Origin of the sequence: Brevundimonas vesicularis (genome assembly GCF_032067225.1) — a bacterium.
In the GTDB taxonomy this organism is placed as follows: Bacteria; Pseudomonadota; Alphaproteobacteria; order Caulobacterales; family Caulobacteraceae; genus Brevundimonas; species Brevundimonas vesicularis_F.
Window position 1 is genome coordinate 10,472 of sequence record NZ_DAMBJX010000037.1, and the last position, 18,657, is coordinate 29,128.

At 65.3% G+C, this 18,657-nt stretch carries 20 protein-coding genes; 9 read left to right on the forward strand and 11 right to left on the reverse strand.

The features are described from left to right. Window positions 1-168 precede the first annotated feature (168 nt). Window positions 169-831 (reverse strand): glycine zipper 2TM domain-containing protein, encoded by a 663-nt coding sequence (locus RT123_RS10665; RefSeq protein ID WP_205681307.1) that lies wholly within the window; start codon window positions 829-831, stop codon window positions 169-171. A 196-nt stretch (window positions 832-1,027) separates the two neighbouring features. On the opposite strand from RT123_RS10665, the gene RT123_RS10670 reads away from it, so the two are divergent. Together RT123_RS10670 and RT123_RS10675 are read left to right on the forward strand one after the other, a co-directional pair. Next, the gene (locus tag RT123_RS10670; protein WP_313009124.1) at window positions 1,028-2,272 is read left to right on the forward strand and encodes a class I SAM-dependent RNA methyltransferase; all 1,245 of its coding nucleotides are present in this window, start codon (window positions 1,028-1,030) and stop codon (window positions 2,270-2,272) included. Then, window positions 2,269-2,670 carry a hypothetical protein gene (locus RT123_RS10675; RefSeq protein ID WP_313009125.1) on the forward strand — a complete coding sequence of 134 codons (402 nt, stop codon included), beginning with the start codon at window positions 2,269-2,271 and terminating at the stop codon, window positions 2,668-2,670. The genes RT123_RS10670 and RT123_RS10675 overlap by 4 nt, the downstream gene beginning before the upstream one ends. Here the strand turns inward: RT123_RS10675 and RT123_RS10680 are convergent. After that, window positions 2,667-3,731, reverse strand: a complete 1,065-nt coding sequence (locus RT123_RS10680; RefSeq protein ID WP_313009127.1) for a PA0069 family radical SAM protein — start codon at window positions 3,729-3,731, stop codon at window positions 2,667-2,669. The genes RT123_RS10675 and RT123_RS10680 overlap by 4 nt on opposite strands. Window positions 3,732-3,792: 61 nt before the next feature. Then, window positions 3,793-5,283, reverse strand: coding sequence for a serine hydrolase (locus tag RT123_RS10685; protein ID WP_313009128.1), 1,491 nt, complete (start codon window positions 5,281-5,283; stop codon window positions 3,793-3,795). A 275-nt stretch (window positions 5,284-5,558) separates the two neighbouring features. Between RT123_RS10685 and RT123_RS10690 the strand changes: the two genes are divergently transcribed. Continuing rightward, entirely contained in the window at window positions 5,559-6,050 is a 492-nt protein-coding gene (locus RT123_RS10690; RefSeq protein WP_082465129.1) for a phasin family protein, read from the forward strand. A 61-nt stretch (window positions 6,051-6,111) separates the two neighbouring features. Here the strand turns inward: RT123_RS10690 and RT123_RS10695 are convergent, their stop codons facing one another. Next, the gene (locus RT123_RS10695; RefSeq protein ID WP_313009129.1) at window positions 6,112-6,585 is read right to left on the reverse strand and encodes a nuclear transport factor 2 family protein; all 474 of its coding nucleotides are present in this window, start codon (window positions 6,583-6,585) and stop codon (window positions 6,112-6,114) included. Between the two features lie 171 nt (window positions 6,586-6,756). Here RT123_RS10695 and clpS point away from each other — a divergent pair, with 171 nt between their 5' ends. Both clpS and clpA read left to right on the forward strand, forming a co-directional pair. Beyond that, window positions 6,757-7,086 (forward strand): ATP-dependent Clp protease adapter ClpS, encoded by a 330-nt coding sequence (clpS, locus tag RT123_RS10700; protein WP_017504641.1) that lies wholly within the window; start codon window positions 6,757-6,759, stop codon window positions 7,084-7,086. Window positions 7,087-7,099: 13 nt separating this feature from the next. Further along, window positions 7,100-9,400 (forward strand): ATP-dependent Clp protease ATP-binding subunit ClpA, encoded by a 2,301-nt coding sequence (clpA, locus tag RT123_RS10705; RefSeq protein ID WP_026108343.1) that lies wholly within the window; start codon window positions 7,100-7,102, stop codon window positions 9,398-9,400. Window positions 9,401-9,452: 52 nt separating this feature from the next. On the opposite strand, the gene RT123_RS10710 is transcribed toward clpA, so the two are convergent. Both RT123_RS10710 and RT123_RS10715 read right to left on the reverse strand, forming a co-directional pair. After that, window positions 9,453-10,598, reverse strand: coding sequence for a GNAT family N-acetyltransferase (locus RT123_RS10710; RefSeq protein WP_313009138.1), 1,146 nt, complete (start codon window positions 10,596-10,598; stop codon window positions 9,453-9,455). Beyond that, complete coding sequence (locus tag RT123_RS10715) at window positions 10,595-11,053, reverse strand: RidA family protein (RefSeq protein WP_313009131.1); 459 nt, start codon at window positions 11,051-11,053, stop codon at window positions 10,595-10,597. The genes RT123_RS10710 and RT123_RS10715 overlap by 4 nt, the downstream gene beginning before the upstream one ends. A gap of 105 nt (window positions 11,054-11,158) precedes the next feature. Here RT123_RS10715 and RT123_RS10720 point away from each other — a divergent pair, with 105 nt between their 5' ends. After that, window positions 11,159-12,055, forward strand: a complete 897-nt coding sequence (locus RT123_RS10720; protein ID WP_313009132.1) for a hypothetical protein — start codon at window positions 11,159-11,161, stop codon at window positions 12,053-12,055. 2 nt (window positions 12,056-12,057) lie between these two features. Here RT123_RS10720 and RT123_RS10725 read toward each other — a convergent pair whose 3' ends face one another. The 3 genes from RT123_RS10725 to RT123_RS10735 are packed head-to-tail and all read right to left on the reverse strand — an operon-like array spanning window position 12,058 to window position 15,407. Then, window positions 12,058-12,798: a polysaccharide deacetylase family protein gene (locus RT123_RS10725; RefSeq protein WP_313009133.1), complete on the reverse strand. Its 741-nt coding sequence runs from the start codon at window positions 12,796-12,798 to the stop codon at window positions 12,058-12,060. 36 nt (window positions 12,799-12,834) lie between these two features. Then, the gene (locus RT123_RS10730; protein ID WP_313009134.1) at window positions 12,835-14,130 is read right to left on the reverse strand and encodes a nicotinate phosphoribosyltransferase; all 1,296 of its coding nucleotides are present in this window, start codon (window positions 14,128-14,130) and stop codon (window positions 12,835-12,837) included. Window positions 14,131-14,138: 8 nt separating this feature from the next. Further along, window positions 14,139-15,407 (reverse strand): DNA polymerase IV, encoded by a 1,269-nt coding sequence (locus tag RT123_RS10735; protein ID WP_313009135.1) that lies wholly within the window; start codon window positions 15,405-15,407, stop codon window positions 14,139-14,141. Between the two features lie 106 nt (window positions 15,408-15,513). On the opposite strand from RT123_RS10735, the gene RT123_RS10740 reads away from it, so the two are divergent. Together RT123_RS10740 and RT123_RS10745 are read left to right on the forward strand one after the other, a co-directional pair. Continuing rightward, a complete protein-coding gene (locus tag RT123_RS10740) occupies window positions 15,514-15,879 on the forward strand; it encodes a response regulator (RefSeq protein ID WP_164952723.1) in 366 nt (121 codons plus the stop codon). After that, on the forward strand, window positions 15,876-17,237 hold the full coding sequence (locus RT123_RS10745) for a PleD family two-component system response regulator (protein WP_045810078.1): 1,362 nt from the start codon (window positions 15,876-15,878) through the stop codon (window positions 17,235-17,237). The genes RT123_RS10740 and RT123_RS10745 overlap by 4 nt, the downstream gene beginning before the upstream one ends. Before the next feature lie 75 nt (window positions 17,238-17,312). Here the strand turns inward: RT123_RS10745 and rpmG are convergent, their stop codons facing one another. Beyond that, the gene (rpmG, locus tag RT123_RS10750) at window positions 17,313-17,480 is read right to left on the reverse strand and encodes a 50S ribosomal protein L33 (protein WP_003164451.1); all 168 of its coding nucleotides are present in this window, start codon (window positions 17,478-17,480) and stop codon (window positions 17,313-17,315) included. 126 nt (window positions 17,481-17,606) lie between these two features. On the opposite strand from rpmG, the gene RT123_RS10755 reads away from it, so the two are divergent. After that, a complete protein-coding gene (locus tag RT123_RS10755) occupies window positions 17,607-18,173 on the forward strand; it encodes a hypothetical protein (protein ID WP_313009136.1) in 567 nt (188 codons plus the stop codon). Between the two features lie 2 nt (window positions 18,174-18,175). Here the strand turns inward: RT123_RS10755 and RT123_RS10760 are convergent. After that, window positions 18,176-18,657: DUF5990 family protein (locus tag RT123_RS10760; RefSeq protein WP_313009137.1), on the reverse strand; the 482-nt coding region annotated here is incomplete at its 5' end.

Below are 18,657 nucleotides of genomic sequence, written 5' to 3' on the forward strand. Positions count from 1 at the left end.
GCCAACGGCCGATAGCCCCAAAACGGGCTCAAGTAGGCCAACGGCCGATAGCCCCAAAACGGGCTCAAGTAGGCCAACGGCCGATAGCCCCTGAAACAAAGAGAAACCGCCGGAGGATTACTCCTCCGGCGGCTCCGTCACGTCGTCGATCGACAGGGGGGCTGAAAATTAATCGACGACGCGATAGCGGCCGTACTGGTCGGGGCAGGTGCGGACGTAGCGGGTGTCCGTGCGACCATCCGGCAGACGAATCTGGCTTTCGGCCAGACGGCATCCGTCTGAATTCTGATAAGATTCGACCGGGCGTGAGCGGTCGTCGTAATAGCCGCCACGGCTGTAGGCATAGTCATCGCGACGATCATAGTCGTCGTAGCGATAGCCTTGGTCGCCGGTGTAACGATCGTCGTAATAGCCGTAGCTCGGTTGGCTATAGCCCTGGGCGTAATAGCCGTTCGAGCCATAGCTGCTCTGATAGCTGCGGCAGGCGTCCGAGCTGGATCGACCGACCTGCGACCCGACGACAGCGCCGAGCACGCCGCCCAGGATGCTGCCTTCCGTGCGTCGACCGCGTGCGGCCAGTTGCGAGCCGATGACGGCGCCCGCGCCGCCGCCGATCACCGCGCCGGCGCCGGTGCGGCCTTGGCGCTCACGCGCGCAAGGATCGTAATAGCGGCCGCTGTTGTAATCATACGAGCGGCTGTAGGCGCCCGTGCCGTAGTTCTGGCTATAGCCGCTGCCGTAATAGTTCTGGGCCGACGCCGTGAGCGGGGCAGCCGTGACGCCGAACGCCAGGGCGGCGACGGCGGCGATCGATGTTTTCGTGAGACGCATTTTCCAACCCTCTGAGGACCGAACGGTTTTCCGTCAAACGTTAACGGCAAAGCCTCGTGTCTCGTTGCACTAGGATTTACGACGGCGAAGCTGAACGGCAATTGATCGGTTCGTTCATCTTCGTTCATGTTCAGCCGGTCCGCCGTTGTAGCCCCGTGGCTTGAGCGAAAGGGGACGCCCGGCTAGAAGCCCGCCGATGGACATCTTCACCATCGACCGCGTCGGCGGCCAGGGCGACGGCGTCGCCCAGACGCCGTCCGGTCCGGTGTTCGCCGGCCTGACCTTGCCCGGCGAAACGGTGCGCGGCGTCGTAGTGGACGGTCGGTTGGAAGAGGTCGAGATCATCACGCCCAGCCCCGACCGGATCGCACCGGTCTCGCCTCAATATGGCGACTGTGGCGGCTGCTCGCTTCAGCATTGGTCGGAACAGCCGTATCTGGACTGGAAGCGAGAACAGGTGCGCCTGGCCCTGGCGCGCGAGCGGATCGAGACCGAGATCGAGGCGACGGTGGCGACCCCGCCGGCCAGTCGTCGCCGCTTGGCCCTTCATGCCCGTCGCACCCAGGATGGACGGGTGGTGCTGGGCTTCAAGGCGCGCCGCTCCTGGCGGCTGGTCGAAGTGAAGGCCTGTCCGGTCGCCGATCCCCGGATCGTGGCGGCCATTCCGGCGCTGACCCAGGTCGCCGCCGCTTTTTTCGAACATCCGAAATCGGCCCCGACCCTGCACGTCACCTGGACCCTGTCGGGGCTGGACGTCGATGTGACCGGGGTCGAAAGGCGCTCGGGCGGCGGCCTGTCGGCTGACGCCCAGATGCAGGCCATTCAGGCCGCACACCGGGCCGATCTGGCGCGCCTCAGTCTGGCAGGCGACACCCTGGTGATGGCGCGCCAGCCGAAGGTGGCGTTCGGTCCTGCGACCGTGTCCCTGCCGGCGGGTGGATTTCTGCAGGCGGTCCCTCAGGCCGAGACGGCGATGGTTGCGCGCGCGCTGGCGGCGGTGAAGGGCGCCAAGAAGATCGCCGATCTGTTCTGCGGCGCGGGAACCTTCACCTTTCCGTTGGCCACGGTCGCGCCGGTGATCGCAGCAGACGCATCCAAGCCGGGCATCGATGCGCTGAAGGCCGCCGTCGGTTCGGCCAAAGGGATGAAGGCCATCACGGCCGAGGCGCGCGATCTGTTTCGGCGGCCGATGAATCCCTATGACCTGAAGGGATGCGATGCCATCGTGTTTGACCCGCCGCGGGCCGGCGCGATCGACCAGACGGCTCAGATCGCCGACACCAAGGCCGGCGTGGTCGTAGGCGTGTCGTGCAATCCTCAGACCTTTGCGCGTGATGCGCGGGTGCTGATCGATGCCGGTTTTCGCCTGGAGACGGTGACGCCGGTGGATCAATTCCTGTGGTCCTCGCACGTCGAACTGGTGGGGGTTTTCAAACGATGACCTTTGACGACACGAGCGAAGAAGACGGCGGCGGTTTCGACGCCGACGACTGGATGCGGCTAAAGCCGTTCACCGGCGCCGTGGCGACGCTGGACGACGTTCAGGCGAGACGTGCGGTGTTCGCCTTGGGCGAAACCGACGATCCGCGTCCCATCGTCATGGATTTGCCTCAGCCGGTCATCTGGTGGGAAGAGGACGGCGAACAGGCGGCCGTGGCGGTTCAGGCCGAAAGCCACCTCGGCGCCGATGGCGAGGAGATGGAAATCCTGGGTCTGATCCTGCCGGACGGGGAGGGCGCGGTGGCCCTGATGGAGGATGTCGATCTGGTCGATGACACCGATCCGACCTGGCGCGATCTGGTCACGCGCGCCATCGATCCTTCGGCGGCGGACGACTAACCAAACAACTCCAGCTGAGGCCGGGCGTCGGCCGGCACCCGGAACTGGGTTTCGTCCAACAGGTGGTGTGGCGTGTCGAGGCCGTAGCGTTTGACGGCGGCCTTGAACCGGGTTCCGATCAGTTCGGCGACAGGGCCGGTTCCCTTCATCCGCTGAGACCAGTCGGCGTCATAATCCTTGCCCCCGCGTGTCTGGCGGATCAGGGACATGACGCGCGCCGCGCGATCCGGGCGGGCGTCGGCCAGCCATTCCCGAAACAGATCCTTGATCTCAAGCGGCAGACGCAGGGTGACATACATGGCCCGCGTCGCCCCGGCCTTGGCGGCGGCTTCCAGTATGGCTTCCAGTTCGTGGTCGTTCAGACCGGGAATGACGGGGGCGAAACCGACTCCGACAGGACAACCGGCGTCCGCCAGGCGGCTGATCGCCTCCAGCCGCTTGGCGGGGGTGGAGGCGCGCGGCTCCATCGCCCGCGCCAGCCCACGATCCAGGGTAGTGATGGAGACGAAGGCCGAGGCCACCCCCGCCTTGCCCATCGGGCCCAGAATGTCGGCATCGCGCGCGATCAACACCGACTTGGTGATGATGCTGAACGGATGCCTGAATCTTTGCATGACCTCCAGGATCGAGCGCGTCGACTTCAGATCACGTTCAACCGGCTGATAGGGGTCGGTGTTGCCGCCTATATGGATGCGCTTGCATCGGTATCGGGGTGCGAGGAACGCCTGTTCCAGCAAACTTGCGGCCTGGGGCTTGAAGAAGATCCGGCTCTCGAAATCCAGGCCCGGGGATAGGCCCATCCAGGCATGGGACGGACGGGCGTAGCAGTAGATGCAGCCATGTTCGCAACCTTTGTACGGGTTGATGGAGCGGTCGAAGCCGATGTCCGGACTGTCGTTCCGGGCGATGATGGTGCGGGCGTGTTCAGGGGTGAGGGTGGTGCGCAGAGGCGCGGCCTCGGCGTCGTCTTGCGTCCAGCCGTCATCGAACGACTGATGCTGCTCAGGCTCGTAGCGGCCGCTGGCATTCGAACGCGCGCCTCTTCCCTTGGCGGTTTCCATGGGAAGGACGATGCGACATCAGATAGAACAAAGCAAGAACATTTGTTCTAGCGGTTTTGGTTCAGTCGGGGCCGATGACCATGCAGGTCACGCGACGCGCGGCCAGCGCCTCGCAGGCGGACTTTGCCCCGGTTTCGGTCAAGCCGACAAAGCGCGAGCGATACCAGTCGCCGGCGGTCTGGACGTTGCGTTCGGCGGTGGCGAACTGATCGCGGAAGCGGCGATTGACCTCGGTCAGCCAGTCGGTCGCCACCTTTTCCTCGCGGAAGGCGCCGACCTGCACCGCCCAGCGACCGGCCGGCGTTCTGGGCGCGGCGCGTGTCGGTTCACGCGTTGCAGACGACGCAGAACGACGGGGCGTGGTGGACGGCGCGACAGCGGCATTGGCCGGGGCGCCGTTCAGCGAAGCGGTGACATTGCGTGGCCCGCGCGTAGCGGCGGAGGCGGCCGGCGCCGAACCGATGGGCGGCAGCGCTGCGGCGGCCCGCTGGCTGGCTGCGCGCTCCGACGGGGCAGGGGCGACGCGGGTCGGCAGGGCGGCGGGCGCCGGTGCGGCCGTATAGGCGACAGCGGTGGATTCCGCGCCGACGCCGTCCTCGTCGTCATTGACCGAAGCATAGGCGATCGGGGCGTCGGCGATCGCCGACCCGACGCCGAATCCGCGCTGCTCGAAGAAGGTCTGGGCCACCTGGATCCGCTCGCCTTGGGCGCGGCGGCGCTCGACCTCGAAGCCGGTGTCCATGAGTTCGGCGACGTGGGCGTTGCGGCTGGCGGTCGAACGGCCGCCCAGGACCACGGTGATCAGGCGTCGCCCGTCACGCACGGCCGAGGCGGCGAGGTTGTAGCCCGAGGCGTTGGTGTAGCCGGTCTTCATCCCGTCATAGCCGCGCCCTGTCGGCAGCAGGCCGTTGGTGTTGCGATAGTTGCGGCCGTTGTAGGCCCAGTCGTGAAGGCCGAAATAACTGTAGTACTGAGGGAAATCGCGCATGATCGCGCGCGCCAGAATGGCCTGGTCGCGCGCGGAGGTCACCTGACGTGCGTCCGGCAGGCCGTTTGCGGTGTAGTAGCGCGTCTGGGTCATGCCCAGCTGCGCGGCCTTCTGCGTCATCATATTGGTGAAGCGGGCTTCCGATCCGCCGATGTGCTCGCCAATGGCCAGGGCCATGTCGTTGGCGGACCGCACGGCGGTGGCGCGCATGGCGTCGTCCAGGGTGATGGTCTGGCCAGCAGCCAGGCCCAGTTTCGATGGCGGCTGGGACGCGGCGCGCGGCGAGATCGTCAGCACGTCGTTCACATTGGCCTTGCCCTGAGACAGCGCCTCGAACGTCAGATACAGCGTCATCATCTTGGTCAGGGACGCTGGATAGCGGCGGCTGTCGGCGTTTCGCGCGAACAGGACCTCGCCCGTGGCGGCGTCGATCACGATGGCGGCGTAGCGGCTGTTCTCCTGGGCCGAGTAGGCGGTCTGGGCCTCGATCGGCCTGACGTTTGCGCCCAGAACCAGCGAAAGCGCGAGGACGGCGAACAGGCCACGGCGGAGAAAAGCGATCATGGGCGGGACAACCCCTCGGTGAGCAGGGTGCGACAGGCCCCCCGGCCGTCACGAACAGACAGCTAGCATAGGAAGCGCGGGTTTCGTGGTGGTTAACCGCGCGTCAACGCAAATTTGACCGACCGATCAAGGTTATCGCCGATCATATTGTGCATTGCACAAAAAGCTTGAAAAACCTTCGCACATGCAGCATATTGCGGGTCTGCGAGATCCTCTCGCGTCATTATTTCCGCCCTCAGGTCCGTCCCCAAGGGCCTTTTATCTGAGAGACGATCATGGCCGACGCCGCTGAAACCGTGAAGAAAACCGCCGACCAAGCCACCGCCGCTGCGACTTCGGCCGCCGCCAAGGTCAAGGCGCAAGCCGAAACCATGCAAGCCGCTGGCACTCAGGCCTTCCGTGAAGGCATCGACAAGTCGACGGCCTCGATGGCCGAGCTGAATGCGCACAGCAAGAAGACCCTGGAAGCCATGGTCGAGTCGGTCACCGTCGCTCAGAAGGGCGCCGAGGCCCTGTCGCAACAGGCGCTGGGTTTCGCCAAGTCCTCGTGGGAAGACGGCGTCGCCGCCTCCAAGGAACTGTCGACCGCCCGTTCGGTGCAGGAGTTCTTCGAGCTCCAGACCGCCTGGGCCAAGAAGTCGATGGAGCGCTATGTCGCCGAGCTGACGAAGACGAACGAGATCGTCACCGCCACGGTCAAGGACAGCATCAAGCCGATCAACGAGCGCGTCACCGCCTCAGTCGAAACCTTCCAGGCCGCTCGCTAATCCCGCGAACCGCCTGAAGAATCGAGAAGGCCCCGGAGTTCGCTCCGGGGCCTCTTTGCTGTCAGGGCAGGGCGGAATGGTCGTAGCTGAAGACCCGCGCCAGCTTCCACTCGGCTCCCTCCTGTTTCCACATCTGCGTGAAGCGGGCGCGTCCGACGCGGGTTTCGGGTCCGTCGCCCTGGCGTTCGTAGAAGACGTGCTCGCCCGTTTCGACCGCGCCGTAGTTGTTGATGGGATAGACGGCCAGACCGTCCCGCACAGCCTCGCGCCGGGACCGCCAGGCGTCGGGCGCGCTACGGTCCTGACAGCGCGCCGCGTATTGCGCGACAAAGCCGTCGGCGTCGGTGGCCACGCGTCCGCCGCGGTCGTCGAAAAACTCGAAATCGTCGGTCAGCATGGCCCGAAGTCCGGCCGGGTCGCAGCCCTCGAAGAAGACAGCGAACAGTTTTGCGTCGGCCGCCATGACGGCGGTTTCCAGCGGCGTAGGCTGGGCGAAGGCGGCGAGCGAAAGGGCGGCGACGAGGGCGGCGGGCATGGCGATCGGGAGCTGTTCAACTGAGGCGCTCAACCTGAGCCGTTGACCTTCTGTGATCACGTGAAATCTTTGTCAGACGCCCTTCACGAAAGCCGTGACTGGACGCCGCTTCAATTCAGGCCATCATTCCCTATCTGAGAGCCAAGACGACTCCCCGATTACGGAACACGAATGCCCATACAAAGGCCCGGTGAGACCGGCGGCGGTCAAGGAACCGCCGTCGTCACCGAAACAAAGCCGAAGCTGCAAAAGCCCTCACTCTATCGAGTGCTGATTCTGAACGACGATTATTCGCCGATGGAATTCGTCGTCTATGTGCTGGAGCGGTTCTTCCAGAAGAGCCGGGAAGAGGCCACCCGCATCATGCTGCATGTGCATCAGCATGGCGTCGGCGTCTGCGGCGTCTTCACCTACGAGGTCGCCGAGACCAAGGTCGCGCAGGTCATCGAGACGGCGCGCCGCCACCAGCACCCTCTGCAATGCACGATGGAAAAGGACTGAGAGGAGCCTCCCTATGCCTTCATTTTCCCGTCCTCTCGAAGAAACCCTGCACCGCGCGGTGGGATACGCCAATGCGCGCAGGCACGAGTATGCGACGCTTGAGCACCTGCTGCTCGCGCTGATTGACGATCCCGACGCGACCGGCGTGATGCAGGCCTGCAACGTCGATCTGTCGGCGTTGAAAGCGGCGCTGACCCTCTATGTCGACAACGACCTGGCCGCCCTGGCGACCAGCGACGGCGAGGACGCCAAGCCGACCGCCGGCTTCCAGCGCGTGATCCAGCGTGCGGTCATCCACGTCCAGTCGTCCGGCCGCGAGGAAGTGTCTGGCGCCAATGTGCTGGTCGCCATCTTCTCCGAGCGCGAGAGCCATGCCGCCTACTTCCTGCAAGAGCAGGACATGACGCGCTATGACGCGGTCAACTTCATCGCCCACGGCATCGCCAAGAAGGCGGGCGCCAACGAGGCGCGTCCGGCCAAGGGCGCTTCGCCCGAAGAGGCCGAGGATGCTTCAGCCGTCAAACAGGGCGGCGAGGCGCTGGAAGCCTATTGCGTCGACCTCAACGAGAAGTCGCGCCAGGGCAAGGTCGATCCCCTGATCGGTCGTCAGGCCGAGGTGGATCGCTCGATCCAGATCCTGTGCCGTCGGACCAAGAACAACCCGCTTCTGGTCGGTGATCCCGGCGTCGGCAAGACCGCCATCGCCGAAGGTCTGGCCCGCAAGATCGTCAACGGCGAAGTGCCCGACGTCCTGAAGGACGCCACCATCTACTCGCTCGATATGGGCGCGTTGCTGGCCGGCACCCGCTATCGCGGCGACTTCGAGGAACGCCTGAAGCAGGTGGTCAAGGAACTAGAGAACCACGACAACGCCGTGCTCTTCATCGACGAGATCCACACGGTGATCGGCGCGGGCGCCACCTCGGGCGGAGCGATGGACGCCTCGAACCTGTTGAAACCGGCCCTGGCGTCCGGCACGCTGCGCTGTATGGGATCGACGACCTACAAGGAATATCGCCAGCACTTCGAGAAGGACCGCGCCCTGGTGCGTCGCTTCCAGAAGATCGACGTCAACGAGCCGACGGTCGAGGATACGGTGAAAATCTTGAAGGGCCTGAAGACCTACTACGAGCAGCACCACAAGGTCCGCTACACCGACAGCGCCGTGCGCACGGCGGTGGAGCTGTCGGCGCGCTACATGACCGACCGCAAACTGCCGGATAAGGCGATCGACGTGATCGACGAGGCCGGGGCGTCGCAGATGCTGCTGACCGAATCCAAGAGGAAGAAGGTCATCGGTCAGAAGGAAGTCGAGGCCGTCATCGCCAAGATGGCCCGCATCCCGGCCAAATCAGTGTCGAAATCCGATACCGAGAGCCTGCGAGAGCTGGAAACCGATCTGAAGCGTGCGGTTTTTGGTCAGGAGCAAGCCATCGAACAGGTGTCGGCGGCCATGAAGCTGGCGCGGGCAGGTCTTCGCGATCCCAACAAGCCGATTGGCAGCTTCCTGTTCAGCGGCCCCACCGGCGTCGGCAAGACCGAGGTCGCCAAGCAGCTCGCCGCCACATTGGGCATCGAGATGCAGCGTTTCGACATGTCTGAATATATGGAGCGCCATACGGTAAGCCGTCTGATCGGCGCGCCTCCCGGCTATGTCGGTCACGACCAAGGCGGGCTGTTGACCGACGCGGTCGATCAGCATCCGCACGCCGTCGTGCTGCTGGACGAGATCGAGAAGGCGCACCCGGATGTCTACAACATCCTGCTGCAGGTGATGGACAACGGCATGCTGACCGATGCGGTCGGCAAGAAGGTCGATTTCAGGAACGTCATCCTGATCATGACCACCAACGCCGGCGCCGCCGACAATGCTCGAGCCTCCATCGGCTTTGGCCGGGGCAAGGTCGAGGGCGAGGATGACAAGGCCATCCAGCGCCTGTTCGCGCCGGAGTTCCGCAATCGCCTGGACGCCATCGTGGCCTTCAAGCCGTTGCAAGCCGACACGATCCGCTCGGTGGTGACCAAGTTCATCCTTCAGCTGGAAGCCCAGCTGGCGGACCGCAACATCACCATCGAACTGACCGACGAAGCCGCCGACTGGCTGGCCAAGAACGGCTTCGACGAACTGTACGGCGCGCGTCCGCTGGCGCGGGTCATCCAGGACTCGATCAAGAAGCCGTTGGCCGACGACATACTGTTCGGCCGCCTGACGCGCGGCGGACACGTCAGGGTCCAGCTGAAGGACGGCAAGATCGACTTCGACATCACGAGCGCCAGCGCGCCCGCGAAGGCCGAGGAAGAAGAGACGGCCTGATCCTCAAAGAGGCGAAGGCGGAAGGCCCGGCTGGCAGCAGCCGGGCCTTTTTCTATGCCTGCTTGTAGGGTGATAGTTCTTCGGTCATCGCCTGCATCTGCCCTGCGACAGCCGGGCGTTCGCCGTCCAGATAGCGGGCGACGGGATCGCGCAGGGCGGGGTCGGCGATGAAATGGGCGGAATAGACGGGGGAGGGCAGATAGCCGCGCGCGATCTTGTGGTCGCCCTGGGCCCCGGCTTCGACGCGGGACAGGCCACGCGAAATGGCGAATTCGATAGCCTGATAGTAGCAAAGCTCGAAATGCAGGAACGGCACGTCTTCCAGCGTGCCCCACTGACGGCCGTAAAGCGCATCTCGGCCGATGAAGTTCAGGGCGCCGGCGATGGGCGTCTCATCCCGAAACGCCATGACCAGGGCGATCCGGTCGGCCATGGTCGCGCCGATGCGACTGAAGAAATCGCGCGTCAGATAGGGCCGGCCCCACTTGCGTGAGCCGGTGTCCATGTAGAAGGCGAAAAAGGCGTCCCAGTGGGCCTCGGTGATGTCGGTGCCGGTGAGGACGCGGATATCCAGATCGGCTTGGGCGTCGCGGCGCTCGCGCTTGATGGTCTTGCGGCGGTTGGCCGACAGGGCGGCCAGAAAGTCGTCGAATGTCCGATAGCCGTTGTTGCGCCAGATGAACTGGATGTCCTGGCGCGGCAGCAGACCCGCCTCGGCCATGGCCGACCATTCCGGTTCGGTCGGGAAGTTGACGTGCAGAGACGAGACGCCCAGCCGTTCGACCAAGGTCACCGCCCCCTGGATCAGGGCCTGACGCACCGTCGCGGCGTCGGTCTCGGGATGGTTCAGGAAGCGCGGGCCGGTCGCGGGCGTAAAGGGCACGGCGCCCAGCAGCTTGGGATAATACCGGCCGCCGGCCCGTCCGTAAGCGTCGGCCCAGCTGTGGTCGAAGACATATTCGCCCTGGCTGTTGCCCTTCAGATAGAGGGGCATGACGCCCAATACCGCGTTGTCTTCACCCCTCAGAGCCAGGTGGCGTGGGGCCCAGCCCTGGCGCGGCGCGGCGCTGCCCGAGGCCTCGCACGCGTGCAGAAAATCATAGGAGACAAAGGGATCGCCGGTGGGCAGCGCGCACGCGTCCCAGGCCTCTCGGCCGATGTCGGCGATCCCTTCGTGAACCGAGATCTGAAAGATCAGCGGATCTCCACGATCGCATCGATCTCGACGGCGAAACCGAGCGGCAGCTTGTACACGCCGACGGCCGAGCGGGCGTGCTTGCCAGCTTCGCCGAAGACCTCGACCATCATGTCCGAGCAGCCGTTGATGACGGCGGGAATGGCGGTGAAGTCGGGACCGGCCTGAACGAAGCCGCCCAACTTGACGATGCGGACCACACGGTCCAGATCGCCATCGCAGGCGGCCTTGATCTGGGCGATCAGGTTCAGACCGCACAGCCGCGCGGCTTCCAGCGCCTGCTCCGGCGTCACGTCCACGCCGACCGTGCCCTTGATCCCGCCGTTCGCGTCGTTCGACAGCTGACCCGAGATGGTGACCTGATTGCCCGAGCGGACATAGGAGACATAGCTGGCCACCGGCTTGGCGGGTTCCGGCAGAGTAAGGCCGAGTTCGGCGATGCGGGCTTCGATGCTCATGGGGGCTCCTGTTTATCTGGGCGCGGTTTAGCGCGGGGCAAGGGCGGCGTCACCCGTTCGGCGCGCTTTAAAGGTTCGCCAACCGCCCCGTGTCATGGTGCGATCATGGATATGCACCTGACCCCCGACGTCGCCGCCTTCCATGCCGTGCTGGCGCGGTTGTCTGCCGGCGACCGCGCGCGTGTGGACGCCGCCGTGCTCCCGGCCGCGCAAAAGGCCGCCGAGGCCGCGCCGCATTGGGACTTCGAAATGCCGGCCAAGGCGGTGGATGCGCTGTTGGGCGCTGATGCGTCGGACGATGTGCGTCGCGGCCTGGTCGCCGCCTGGGCGCTGCAACTGCCCGACCGTGCGGCGGCGATGAACCTGCCGGCCGAGGTCATGGCCCTCTATCCCTACTGGATCGAACAGTTGGCGGCGTTTCTGGACAAGGCCGAGGGCGACTACGTTTTCGACCACTGGTCCAAGGACGTGCGCTTCACCCTGGCGCTCAGCGTGCCGGGGGCCAAGAGCCAGGTGATCGACCTGTCGTCGCCTGTCGGGCCGGGCCAGATCGTCAAACACGTCCGCGACGGCTGGGGCGTCAAGCCGTTGTTCCGCTATCTGGCGGCGGGCGCCAAGCGCGAGCCTTGGCTGGAGGTTCACACCGAGAGCCGCTGGTTGCGCGGCTTCAACGAGGACGGCTGGAACGAGGCCTGGGCGACAGCGGCCGAACTGTGCCGCGCGCGGTCCGAACTGGCCGGCATGATCGGCTCCAGCTGGTTCTACGACCCACCCCTGACCGAGATAAGCCCCCGCCTAGCCCACCTGCGCCTGAACCCGCTGAAGGGCGGCGCCTTCATGGTCCATCAAGGACCCGGCGAGATCCATACCGAACGGGCGGCGACGGCGTCGGCGTCGCGCAAGGCGCTGATCGACAGCGGGGAATACACTGCCCGGTCATGGCTGATGATCTGGCCCCGCAAGGAGCTGATCGCCTGGGCGGATCGGCGTAACGCCGCCTGATTTCAGGCTGTCGCCATCCGCCACGCCGCCGCGACCGGCTGAATGTCCAAGTCGGCCGCCCTGGCCAGTCGGATCAATCGATCGATGTCCTCTGGACGGCAACCATACGGGGTCGGCGCGTCGCTGACGTCGTGGCCGTAGGCGATCAGCAAGCCTTTGGATGAAGCCGTCTCCGCCACCAGCGCCTCCAGGTCGTAGCCGGGCAGACGACGGCTCTCCAGGCCGATGGCCTGTAGCAGATTGCGATCCGTACGCCCGGCGTTGATCCCGTCGCGGACGCCGCGCCCGCAAAGGAAGCGTTTGTCAATCACCGCTTTTGATCCCAAGGCGCAATCCCCGAACGGATAGGCGAAAGTCTGCATTTCGTATCCGTCCAGCCGTTCGGCCACCCAGGCGGCGTTGCGGGCCAGGCTGGCGTCCAGTTCGGCCGGCGAAAGGGTCAGGGTCGAGACATGCTCATAGGTGTGGCATCCGACTTCGTGCCCGGCCTCGTGGAGGGCTTGCAGATGCTCCACCTCAAACTGGGGCAGGTCCAGATTGCGACCGCCCGACAGCCCTCCACAGACATAGTAGGTCGCCTTGACCCCGTGCTGAGCCAGGATCGGCCCGGCCTCGGTCCAGGCCGATGCCGGGATGTCGTCGAACGACAGGCTGAGGACGCCGCGCGCGGGCCGCACGTCGGCAGGACGGACATCGAGATAGCGGCCGGCGCGGCGACGCATCTTGTCGAAAAAGGCGCTCATGCCCGCCTTGTCGCACGATGGGCTTAAGGCCGAGTTTCAGACCGTGACGGGTTGAGCCGTCAGACCGCGCACGCCGAAGACACGGCGATAGCGTTCGATCTCGCCGGGATCGCCGACCGCTTTCGCGGGATTGTCCGACAGTTTGACGGCGGGGCGACCGCCGGCCTCGACCACCTTGCAGACCAAGGAGATCGGCTCCAGTTCCGGCGCGAAGGCGGGCGAACAGTCGCGGAAATCATTGGTCAGATTGGTGCCCCAGCCGAAGCTGAGACGCGCGCGACCATGGAAATGGGCGTCGGTCGCCTCGATCCCGTCGATGTCCATCCCGTCGGAGAAGATCAGCAGCTTCTCTTTGGGGTCGCGCCCATGCGCGCGCCACCAGTCGATCAGGCGGTCGCCGGCCGGGATGGGCGGGGCCGAGTCCGGCCGGAAACCGGTCCAGTCCGCGACCCAGTCCGGCGCCTGCTCCAGAAACGCCTCGGTGCCGAAGGCGTCGGGCAGAACGATCAGCAGATTTCCCGCATAGTGTCTGCGCCATTCGTCCAGCACCGCATACGGCACCTGGGCCAAAGCCGCATCGTCGGGCGCCAGGGCCGCCAGAACCATCGGCAGTTCGTGGCCGTTGGTGCCGATGGCTTCGAGATCGTTCTCCATGGCGTGCAGGACGTTGGACGTGCCGATGAAGGATTTGCCCAGCCCCTCCTTCAACGCCTGAATGCACCAGCGTTGCCAAAGGAAGCCGTGCCGCCGCCGCGTTCCGAAATCCGACAAGGCGAGGTCGGGCAGGGCGCGAAGTCGCTCGACCTTGGACCACAGCCGCGTCTTGGCGCGCGAATACAGGATGTCCAGTTCGAACCGGCCCAGCCGCCGCATCCCGACCCGGCAGCGCAGCTCGTTCAGTATCGCTAGCGCCGGGATTTCCCACAGCGTCACCTCGGCCCAGGCGCCCGAAAAGGTCAGCACATACTGCCCGTCCTGAACTGACAGGTCGTAGTCCGGCAGGCGATAATCGGTCAGCCAGCCGATGAAGTCGGGCGAGAAGATCTGCTTCACGCCATAGAAGCTGTTGCCCGCCAGCCAGACCAGTTCCTTGTTGGTGAAACGCAAGGTGCGGGCGTGATCCAACTGCTCACGCAGGGCATCGATATCGATCTCGTCGGCCAGACGCACGGTCTTGGTGCGGTTGATGACCTGGAAGACGACCGGCACGTCGCGATGCTCGCGCCAGATCATCTGCAGCATCAGCAGCTTGTAGAAGTCCGTGTCCAGCAGGCTGCGGACGATCGGGTCCAGGCGAAAGCCGTGGTCATAGGCGCGTTTGGCGAGATCCATGCCCTGTCCTACGGCTTCAGCGCGCGGCCCGCCACCACCGCATCCTTGCCGAACTTTTCGCGCAGCACGTCGATGGCGCGCTCCGTCTTCAAGGCGCGTGTCTCACTGGTCTGGAACAGGCCGGCGGGCGCGTCCTCCGCGTCCTGCACATCGGCCATGCCGATGCCGATCAGGCGATAGGGCCGGCCCAGTTCGGGCTTCAGCAGATCGCGCCCCTCAGCGAACAGGGCGCGCGCCGTCTGCACCGGATCGGGCAGGGTGACGCGTCGGGTCACGATCTTGAAGTCGGTGCGCCGCAGCTTGAGCACCAGCACCCGGCTGGCGACCCCATCGCGGCGAGCCTTGGACGCCAGTTTCTCGCACAGGGGCCACAGCTCGGCCTCCAGCGCCTCGGCAGAAATCAGATCTTCGTTGAAGGTCGTTTCGGCGCTCATCCCCTTGCGATCGCGCTCGGGGTTCACGGCGCGGGCGTCGCGGGCATGGGCCAGATCGTGCAGGCGCAGACCGGATTCGCCGTAGCGTTTGACGAGATCGCGCACGTCTGCGCGCGCCAGATCGCCGATGGTCGAATAGCCGTCGCTGCGCAATGCCTTGCCGAACACGGGCCCGACGCCGGGCAGGGCGGTGACGGGGCGCGGCGCCAGCAAGGCCTGGGCGTTGGCGGCGCCGACCACGGAGAAGCCGCGCGGCTTGTCCATCTCCGACGCCATCTTGGCCAAGAAGCGGTTGGGGGCCAGGCCGATGGAGACGGTCAGGCCGGTTTCCTCCTCGATCTGCTTTTGGAACCGGATCAACTGAAGCGCCGGCGGGCCGCCGTTCAGCCGCTCTGTGCCCGACAGATCAACCCAGGCCTCATCCAGCGACAGCGGCTGGATCAACGGTGTCAGCTGCCCCAAAGCCCCCAGAATGCGCTGCGATTCGAAGACGTATTTGGTGAAGTCCGGCTTGATCACCACGGCCTCGGGACAGGCCTTCAACGCCTTGAACATGGGCATGGCGGAGCCGACGCCATACTGACGCGCGACATAGCAGGCGGTGGAGACCACACCGCGCTTTCCGCCGCCGACGATCACCGGCTTGTCGCGCAACTCTGGCCGGTCGCGCTTCTCCACTGAGGCGTAGAAGGCGTCGCAGTCCATGTGTGCGATCGACAGCAGGTCCAGTTCGGCGTCTGCGACTACGCGCCGCGATCCGCACGCCGGACAGCGGTTCTCGCGCGGCCCAGCGGGATCTTCGCCGGTCCACAGGCAGTCGCGACAGATGGCCTTGATGGCCACGCTTAAGGTCTCCGTAAGGTTGGCTTCACCCCAACTTAAGACTGGGCGCCTACGAATGCGACCAACGAGGCGTCCCGCGTTCGAGGGGCGCGCAGGTCAGGTGATGATGTCCAAGAAAGTCCTCATCGTCGAGGATAACGAGCTGAACATGAAGCTTTTTCATGATCTGCTCGATTCCCAGGGCTATGAGACCCTGCAGACCCGCGAGGGCTTGCAGGCGCTCGCCTTGGCGCGCGCCCATCATCCCGACCTGATCCTGATGGATATCCAGTTGCCTGAAATCTCCGGCCTGGAGGTCACCAAATGGCTGAAGGACGACGAGGAGCTGAACCACATCCCCGTCATCGCCGTCACCGCATTCGCCATGAAGGGCGATGAGGAGCGGATACGTCAGGGCGGCTGCGAGGCCTATATCTCCAAGCCGATCTCGGTCATGCATTTCCTTGAAACCATCCGGCAGCACCTCGGATGAGCGCCCGTATCCTCGTCGTCGACGATGTGGACGTGAACGTCCGCCTGCTCGAAGCCAAGCTGACCATCGAATATTACGATGTGCTGACCTGTAACGACGGCCTGTCAGCCCTGGCCATCGCCGCCGAGCACCAGCCGGACCTGATCCTGCTGGACGTCATGATGCCCGGCATGGACGGGTTCGAGACATGCCGACGGCTGAAGGCCCAGGCCGAGACGCGCCATATTCCCGTCGTGCTGGTCACGGCGCTGGACGGGCGCGAGGATCGGATCAAGGGGCTTGAGGCCGGAGCCGACGACTTCCTGACCAAGCCCATCGACGACGTCATCCTGTTCGCGCGGGTCAAGTCGCTGACGCGGCTGAAGCACGTCATGGACGAGCTGCGCGAGCGCGAGGAAAGCGGCCGTCGTCTGGGCGTCGATTCGGACAATGCTGCGCGGCTGCGTAGCGAGGGCGGGCGCGTTCTGATCGTCGACGACGACCAGCGTCAGGCCGAGAAGATCGCCCAGGAACTGGGCGGCGAACATCGCGTCACCATCGAAACGGATCCCGAGGCGGCGCTGGTTGCGGCCAAGGGCGCGCTGGACCTGATCATCGTCAACGTCGCCGCCGCCAGCTTCGACGGCCTTCGGATCGTCGCCCAGGCCAAGTCGGGCGATGCCCGCCGCGCGCCGATCCTGGCGATCGTGGAGCCGACCGAAAGGCCGCGCATGATCAAGGCGCTGGAACTGGGCGCCGCCGACATCCTGCCGCGCCCTGTCGATACCGAGGAGCTGTCGGCGCGGGTTCGCACCCAGATCCGTCGCAAACGCTACACCGACTTCCTGCGCCAGAAGCTGGACAGCAGCATGGAAATGGCCGTCACCGACGCCCTGACCGGCCTGCACAACCGGCGCTACATGACCGGCCAGTTGCAGGCGCTGGTGGGTCGTGCGGCCCAGGGCGGAGCCCAGGTGGCCGTGCTGGTTCTGGACATCGACCACTTCAAGTCCGTCAACGACAGCTTCGGCCACGACGCTGGCGACGAGGTGCTGGTGGAGTTCGCCGTGCGCCTGGCCACCAATGTCCGGGCCGTGGACCTGCCATGCCGCATGGGCGGGGAGGAGTTCGTGGTGGTCATGCCGGGCGCCAGTCTGGAAGACGCCGGCCGTGTCGCCGAACGGATTCGCCGCGACGTCGCCTCCGCGCCGTTCCGCGTCATGGGTGGCAAGGAGCAGATCACCATCACCATCTCGATCGGCGTGGCCGCCACGACCGGCGACGGCGATACGCCCGAGGGCTTGCTGAAGCGCGCCGACGAAGGGGTCTATGAGGCTAAGGCCGCCGGCCGCAACCGGGTCATCGCCAAGGCGGCGTAACAAGGGCGTCCAGACAACGAAAAACGCCCGGCTGAAGACCAGCCGGGCGTTTTCAATTCTCAGCGGATCAAGGACTTACTTGATCTTGCCTTCCTTGAACTCGACGTGCTTGCGCACGACGGGATCGTACTTCTTGACGACCATTTTCTCGGTCATGGTGCGGGCGTTCTTCTTGGTGACATAGAAGAAGCCGGTGTCGGCCGTGGAGTTCAGGCGGATCTTGATGGAAGCCGGTTTGGCCATCGGAATTACCTCTGCGACGGCGAAAGCCGCTTAAAATAAGAGGCGCGGAACATACTCAGGATCGCCCCAAAGTCAACGGGCGCGATGCCACGTTGATGAGGCGGAACGCACATATAGTCTGACCGCATGAAAATCGCATCCCTGCTGGCCGCTGCGGCCCTGATGTCCTTGTCATGCGTCGGCGTCGCAACGGCCGATCCGGCTCAGTCCCAGGACGATTTCATGGCGCGGTTGAACGCCCTGTGCGGCCAACGATTCGAAGGCCATGTCGTCACCACCGACGCCGCCGACGCCAGGTTCGCCAGCGAGCGGCTGGTCATGCATGTTCGCGACTGTTCGCCGGATGAGGTGCGTATTCCCTTCGCCGTGGGGTCGGATCGTTCGCGCACCTGGGTCGTGACCAAGACCGACACGGGCCTTCGGCTGAAGCACGATCACCGACACGCGGACGGCACGACCGACGTGCTGCACTGGTATGGCGGCGACACGGTCAAAGCCGGCACGGCCGAGCGTCAGGAATTCCCGGTCGACGCCGAATCGATCGCCCTGTTCAACGAAAACGACGCGGCCGTCTCGACCACCAATGTTTGGGCGATGGAGGTTCATCCCGACCGAGTGTTCGCCTACGAACTGCGTCGTCCCAACCGGCATTTCCGCGTGGAGTTCGACCTGACCAAGCCGATGGCCGACTAGGGTCAGACTGCGCGCCAGGCCTGGATCGGCCGCACGGTGGCGCAGGCGGGGCCGCCGTCCTTGGTGCGGCCGGGCAGGACGACTTCCAGCACCTCGCCCTGGCGCGCCTGGGCCAGCAGATCGGCGGGAATGTCGTGGACGTCGATCTTGGCGCGTCGGCTCCATTCGCTGGCGTGCTGGCCTGCTGACGTGCCGATCGCGATATAGACGAACCGCCGCATCGCTCCCTCGCGCCGCACGAAGGGGCCGGTCAGGCGGCCATCCTCGGACAGGGTGACCGGCACGTCGAAGCTGGTCGGGCCGTCGCCGGCGATGCGCGGCTCGACCGGCATGTTGGCCTTGTCCTGCAGGCTGTAGGCGACGCCCGCGATCGGCTCAGCGATTGTCAGGCGCAGGGTGATCGTCGATCCCGCCATGTCAGTCCCTGTGTTCGACCGTGTGGCGGCCCCGCACCATCCGCACGAAGGGCAGGGGACGGTTCGGG

Coding starts and splice junctions, on each gene's coding strand:
- RT123_RS10665 (WP_205681307.1), bottom strand. CDS start 831: ATGCGTCTCACGAAAACATCGATCGCCGCCGTCGCCGCCCTGGCGTTC.
- RT123_RS10670 (WP_313009124.1), top strand. CDS start 1,028: ATGGACATCTTCACCATCGACCGCGTCGGCGGCCAGGGCGACGGCGTC.
- RT123_RS10675 (WP_313009125.1), top strand. CDS start 2,269: ATGACCTTTGACGACACGAGCGAAGAAGACGGCGGCGGTTTCGACGCC.
- RT123_RS10680 (WP_313009127.1), bottom strand. CDS start 3,731: ATGGAAACCGCCAAGGGAAGAGGCGCGCGTTCGAATGCCAGCGGCCGC.
- RT123_RS10685 (WP_313009128.1), bottom strand. CDS start 5,283: ATGATCGCTTTTCTCCGCCGTGGCCTGTTCGCCGTCCTCGCGCTTTCG.
- RT123_RS10690 (WP_082465129.1), top strand. CDS start 5,559: ATGGCCGACGCCGCTGAAACCGTGAAGAAAACCGCCGACCAAGCCACC.
- RT123_RS10695 (WP_313009129.1), bottom strand. CDS start 6,585: ATGCCCGCCGCCCTCGTCGCCGCCCTTTCGCTCGCCGCCTTCGCCCAG.
- clpS (WP_017504641.1), top strand. CDS start 6,757: ATGCCCATACAAAGGCCCGGTGAGACCGGCGGCGGTCAAGGAACCGCC.
- clpA (WP_026108343.1), top strand. CDS start 7,100: ATGCCTTCATTTTCCCGTCCTCTCGAAGAAACCCTGCACCGCGCGGTG.
- RT123_RS10715 (WP_313009131.1), bottom strand. CDS start 11,053: ATGAGCATCGAAGCCCGCATCGCCGAACTCGGCCTTACTCTGCCGGAA.
- RT123_RS10720 (WP_313009132.1), top strand. CDS start 11,159: ATGGATATGCACCTGACCCCCGACGTCGCCGCCTTCCATGCCGTGCTG.
- RT123_RS10725 (WP_313009133.1), bottom strand. CDS start 12,798: ATGAGCGCCTTTTTCGACAAGATGCGTCGCCGCGCCGGCCGCTATCTC.
- RT123_RS10730 (WP_313009134.1), bottom strand. CDS start 14,130: ATGGATCTCGCCAAACGCGCCTATGACCACGGCTTTCGCCTGGACCCG.
- RT123_RS10740 (WP_164952723.1), top strand. CDS start 15,514: ATGTCCAAGAAAGTCCTCATCGTCGAGGATAACGAGCTGAACATGAAG.
- RT123_RS10745 (WP_045810078.1), top strand. CDS start 15,876: ATGAGCGCCCGTATCCTCGTCGTCGACGATGTGGACGTGAACGTCCGC.
- rpmG (WP_003164451.1), bottom strand. CDS start 17,480: ATGGCCAAACCGGCTTCCATCAAGATCCGCCTGAACTCCACGGCCGAC.
- RT123_RS10755 (WP_313009136.1), top strand. CDS start 17,607: ATGAAAATCGCATCCCTGCTGGCCGCTGCGGCCCTGATGTCCTTGTCA.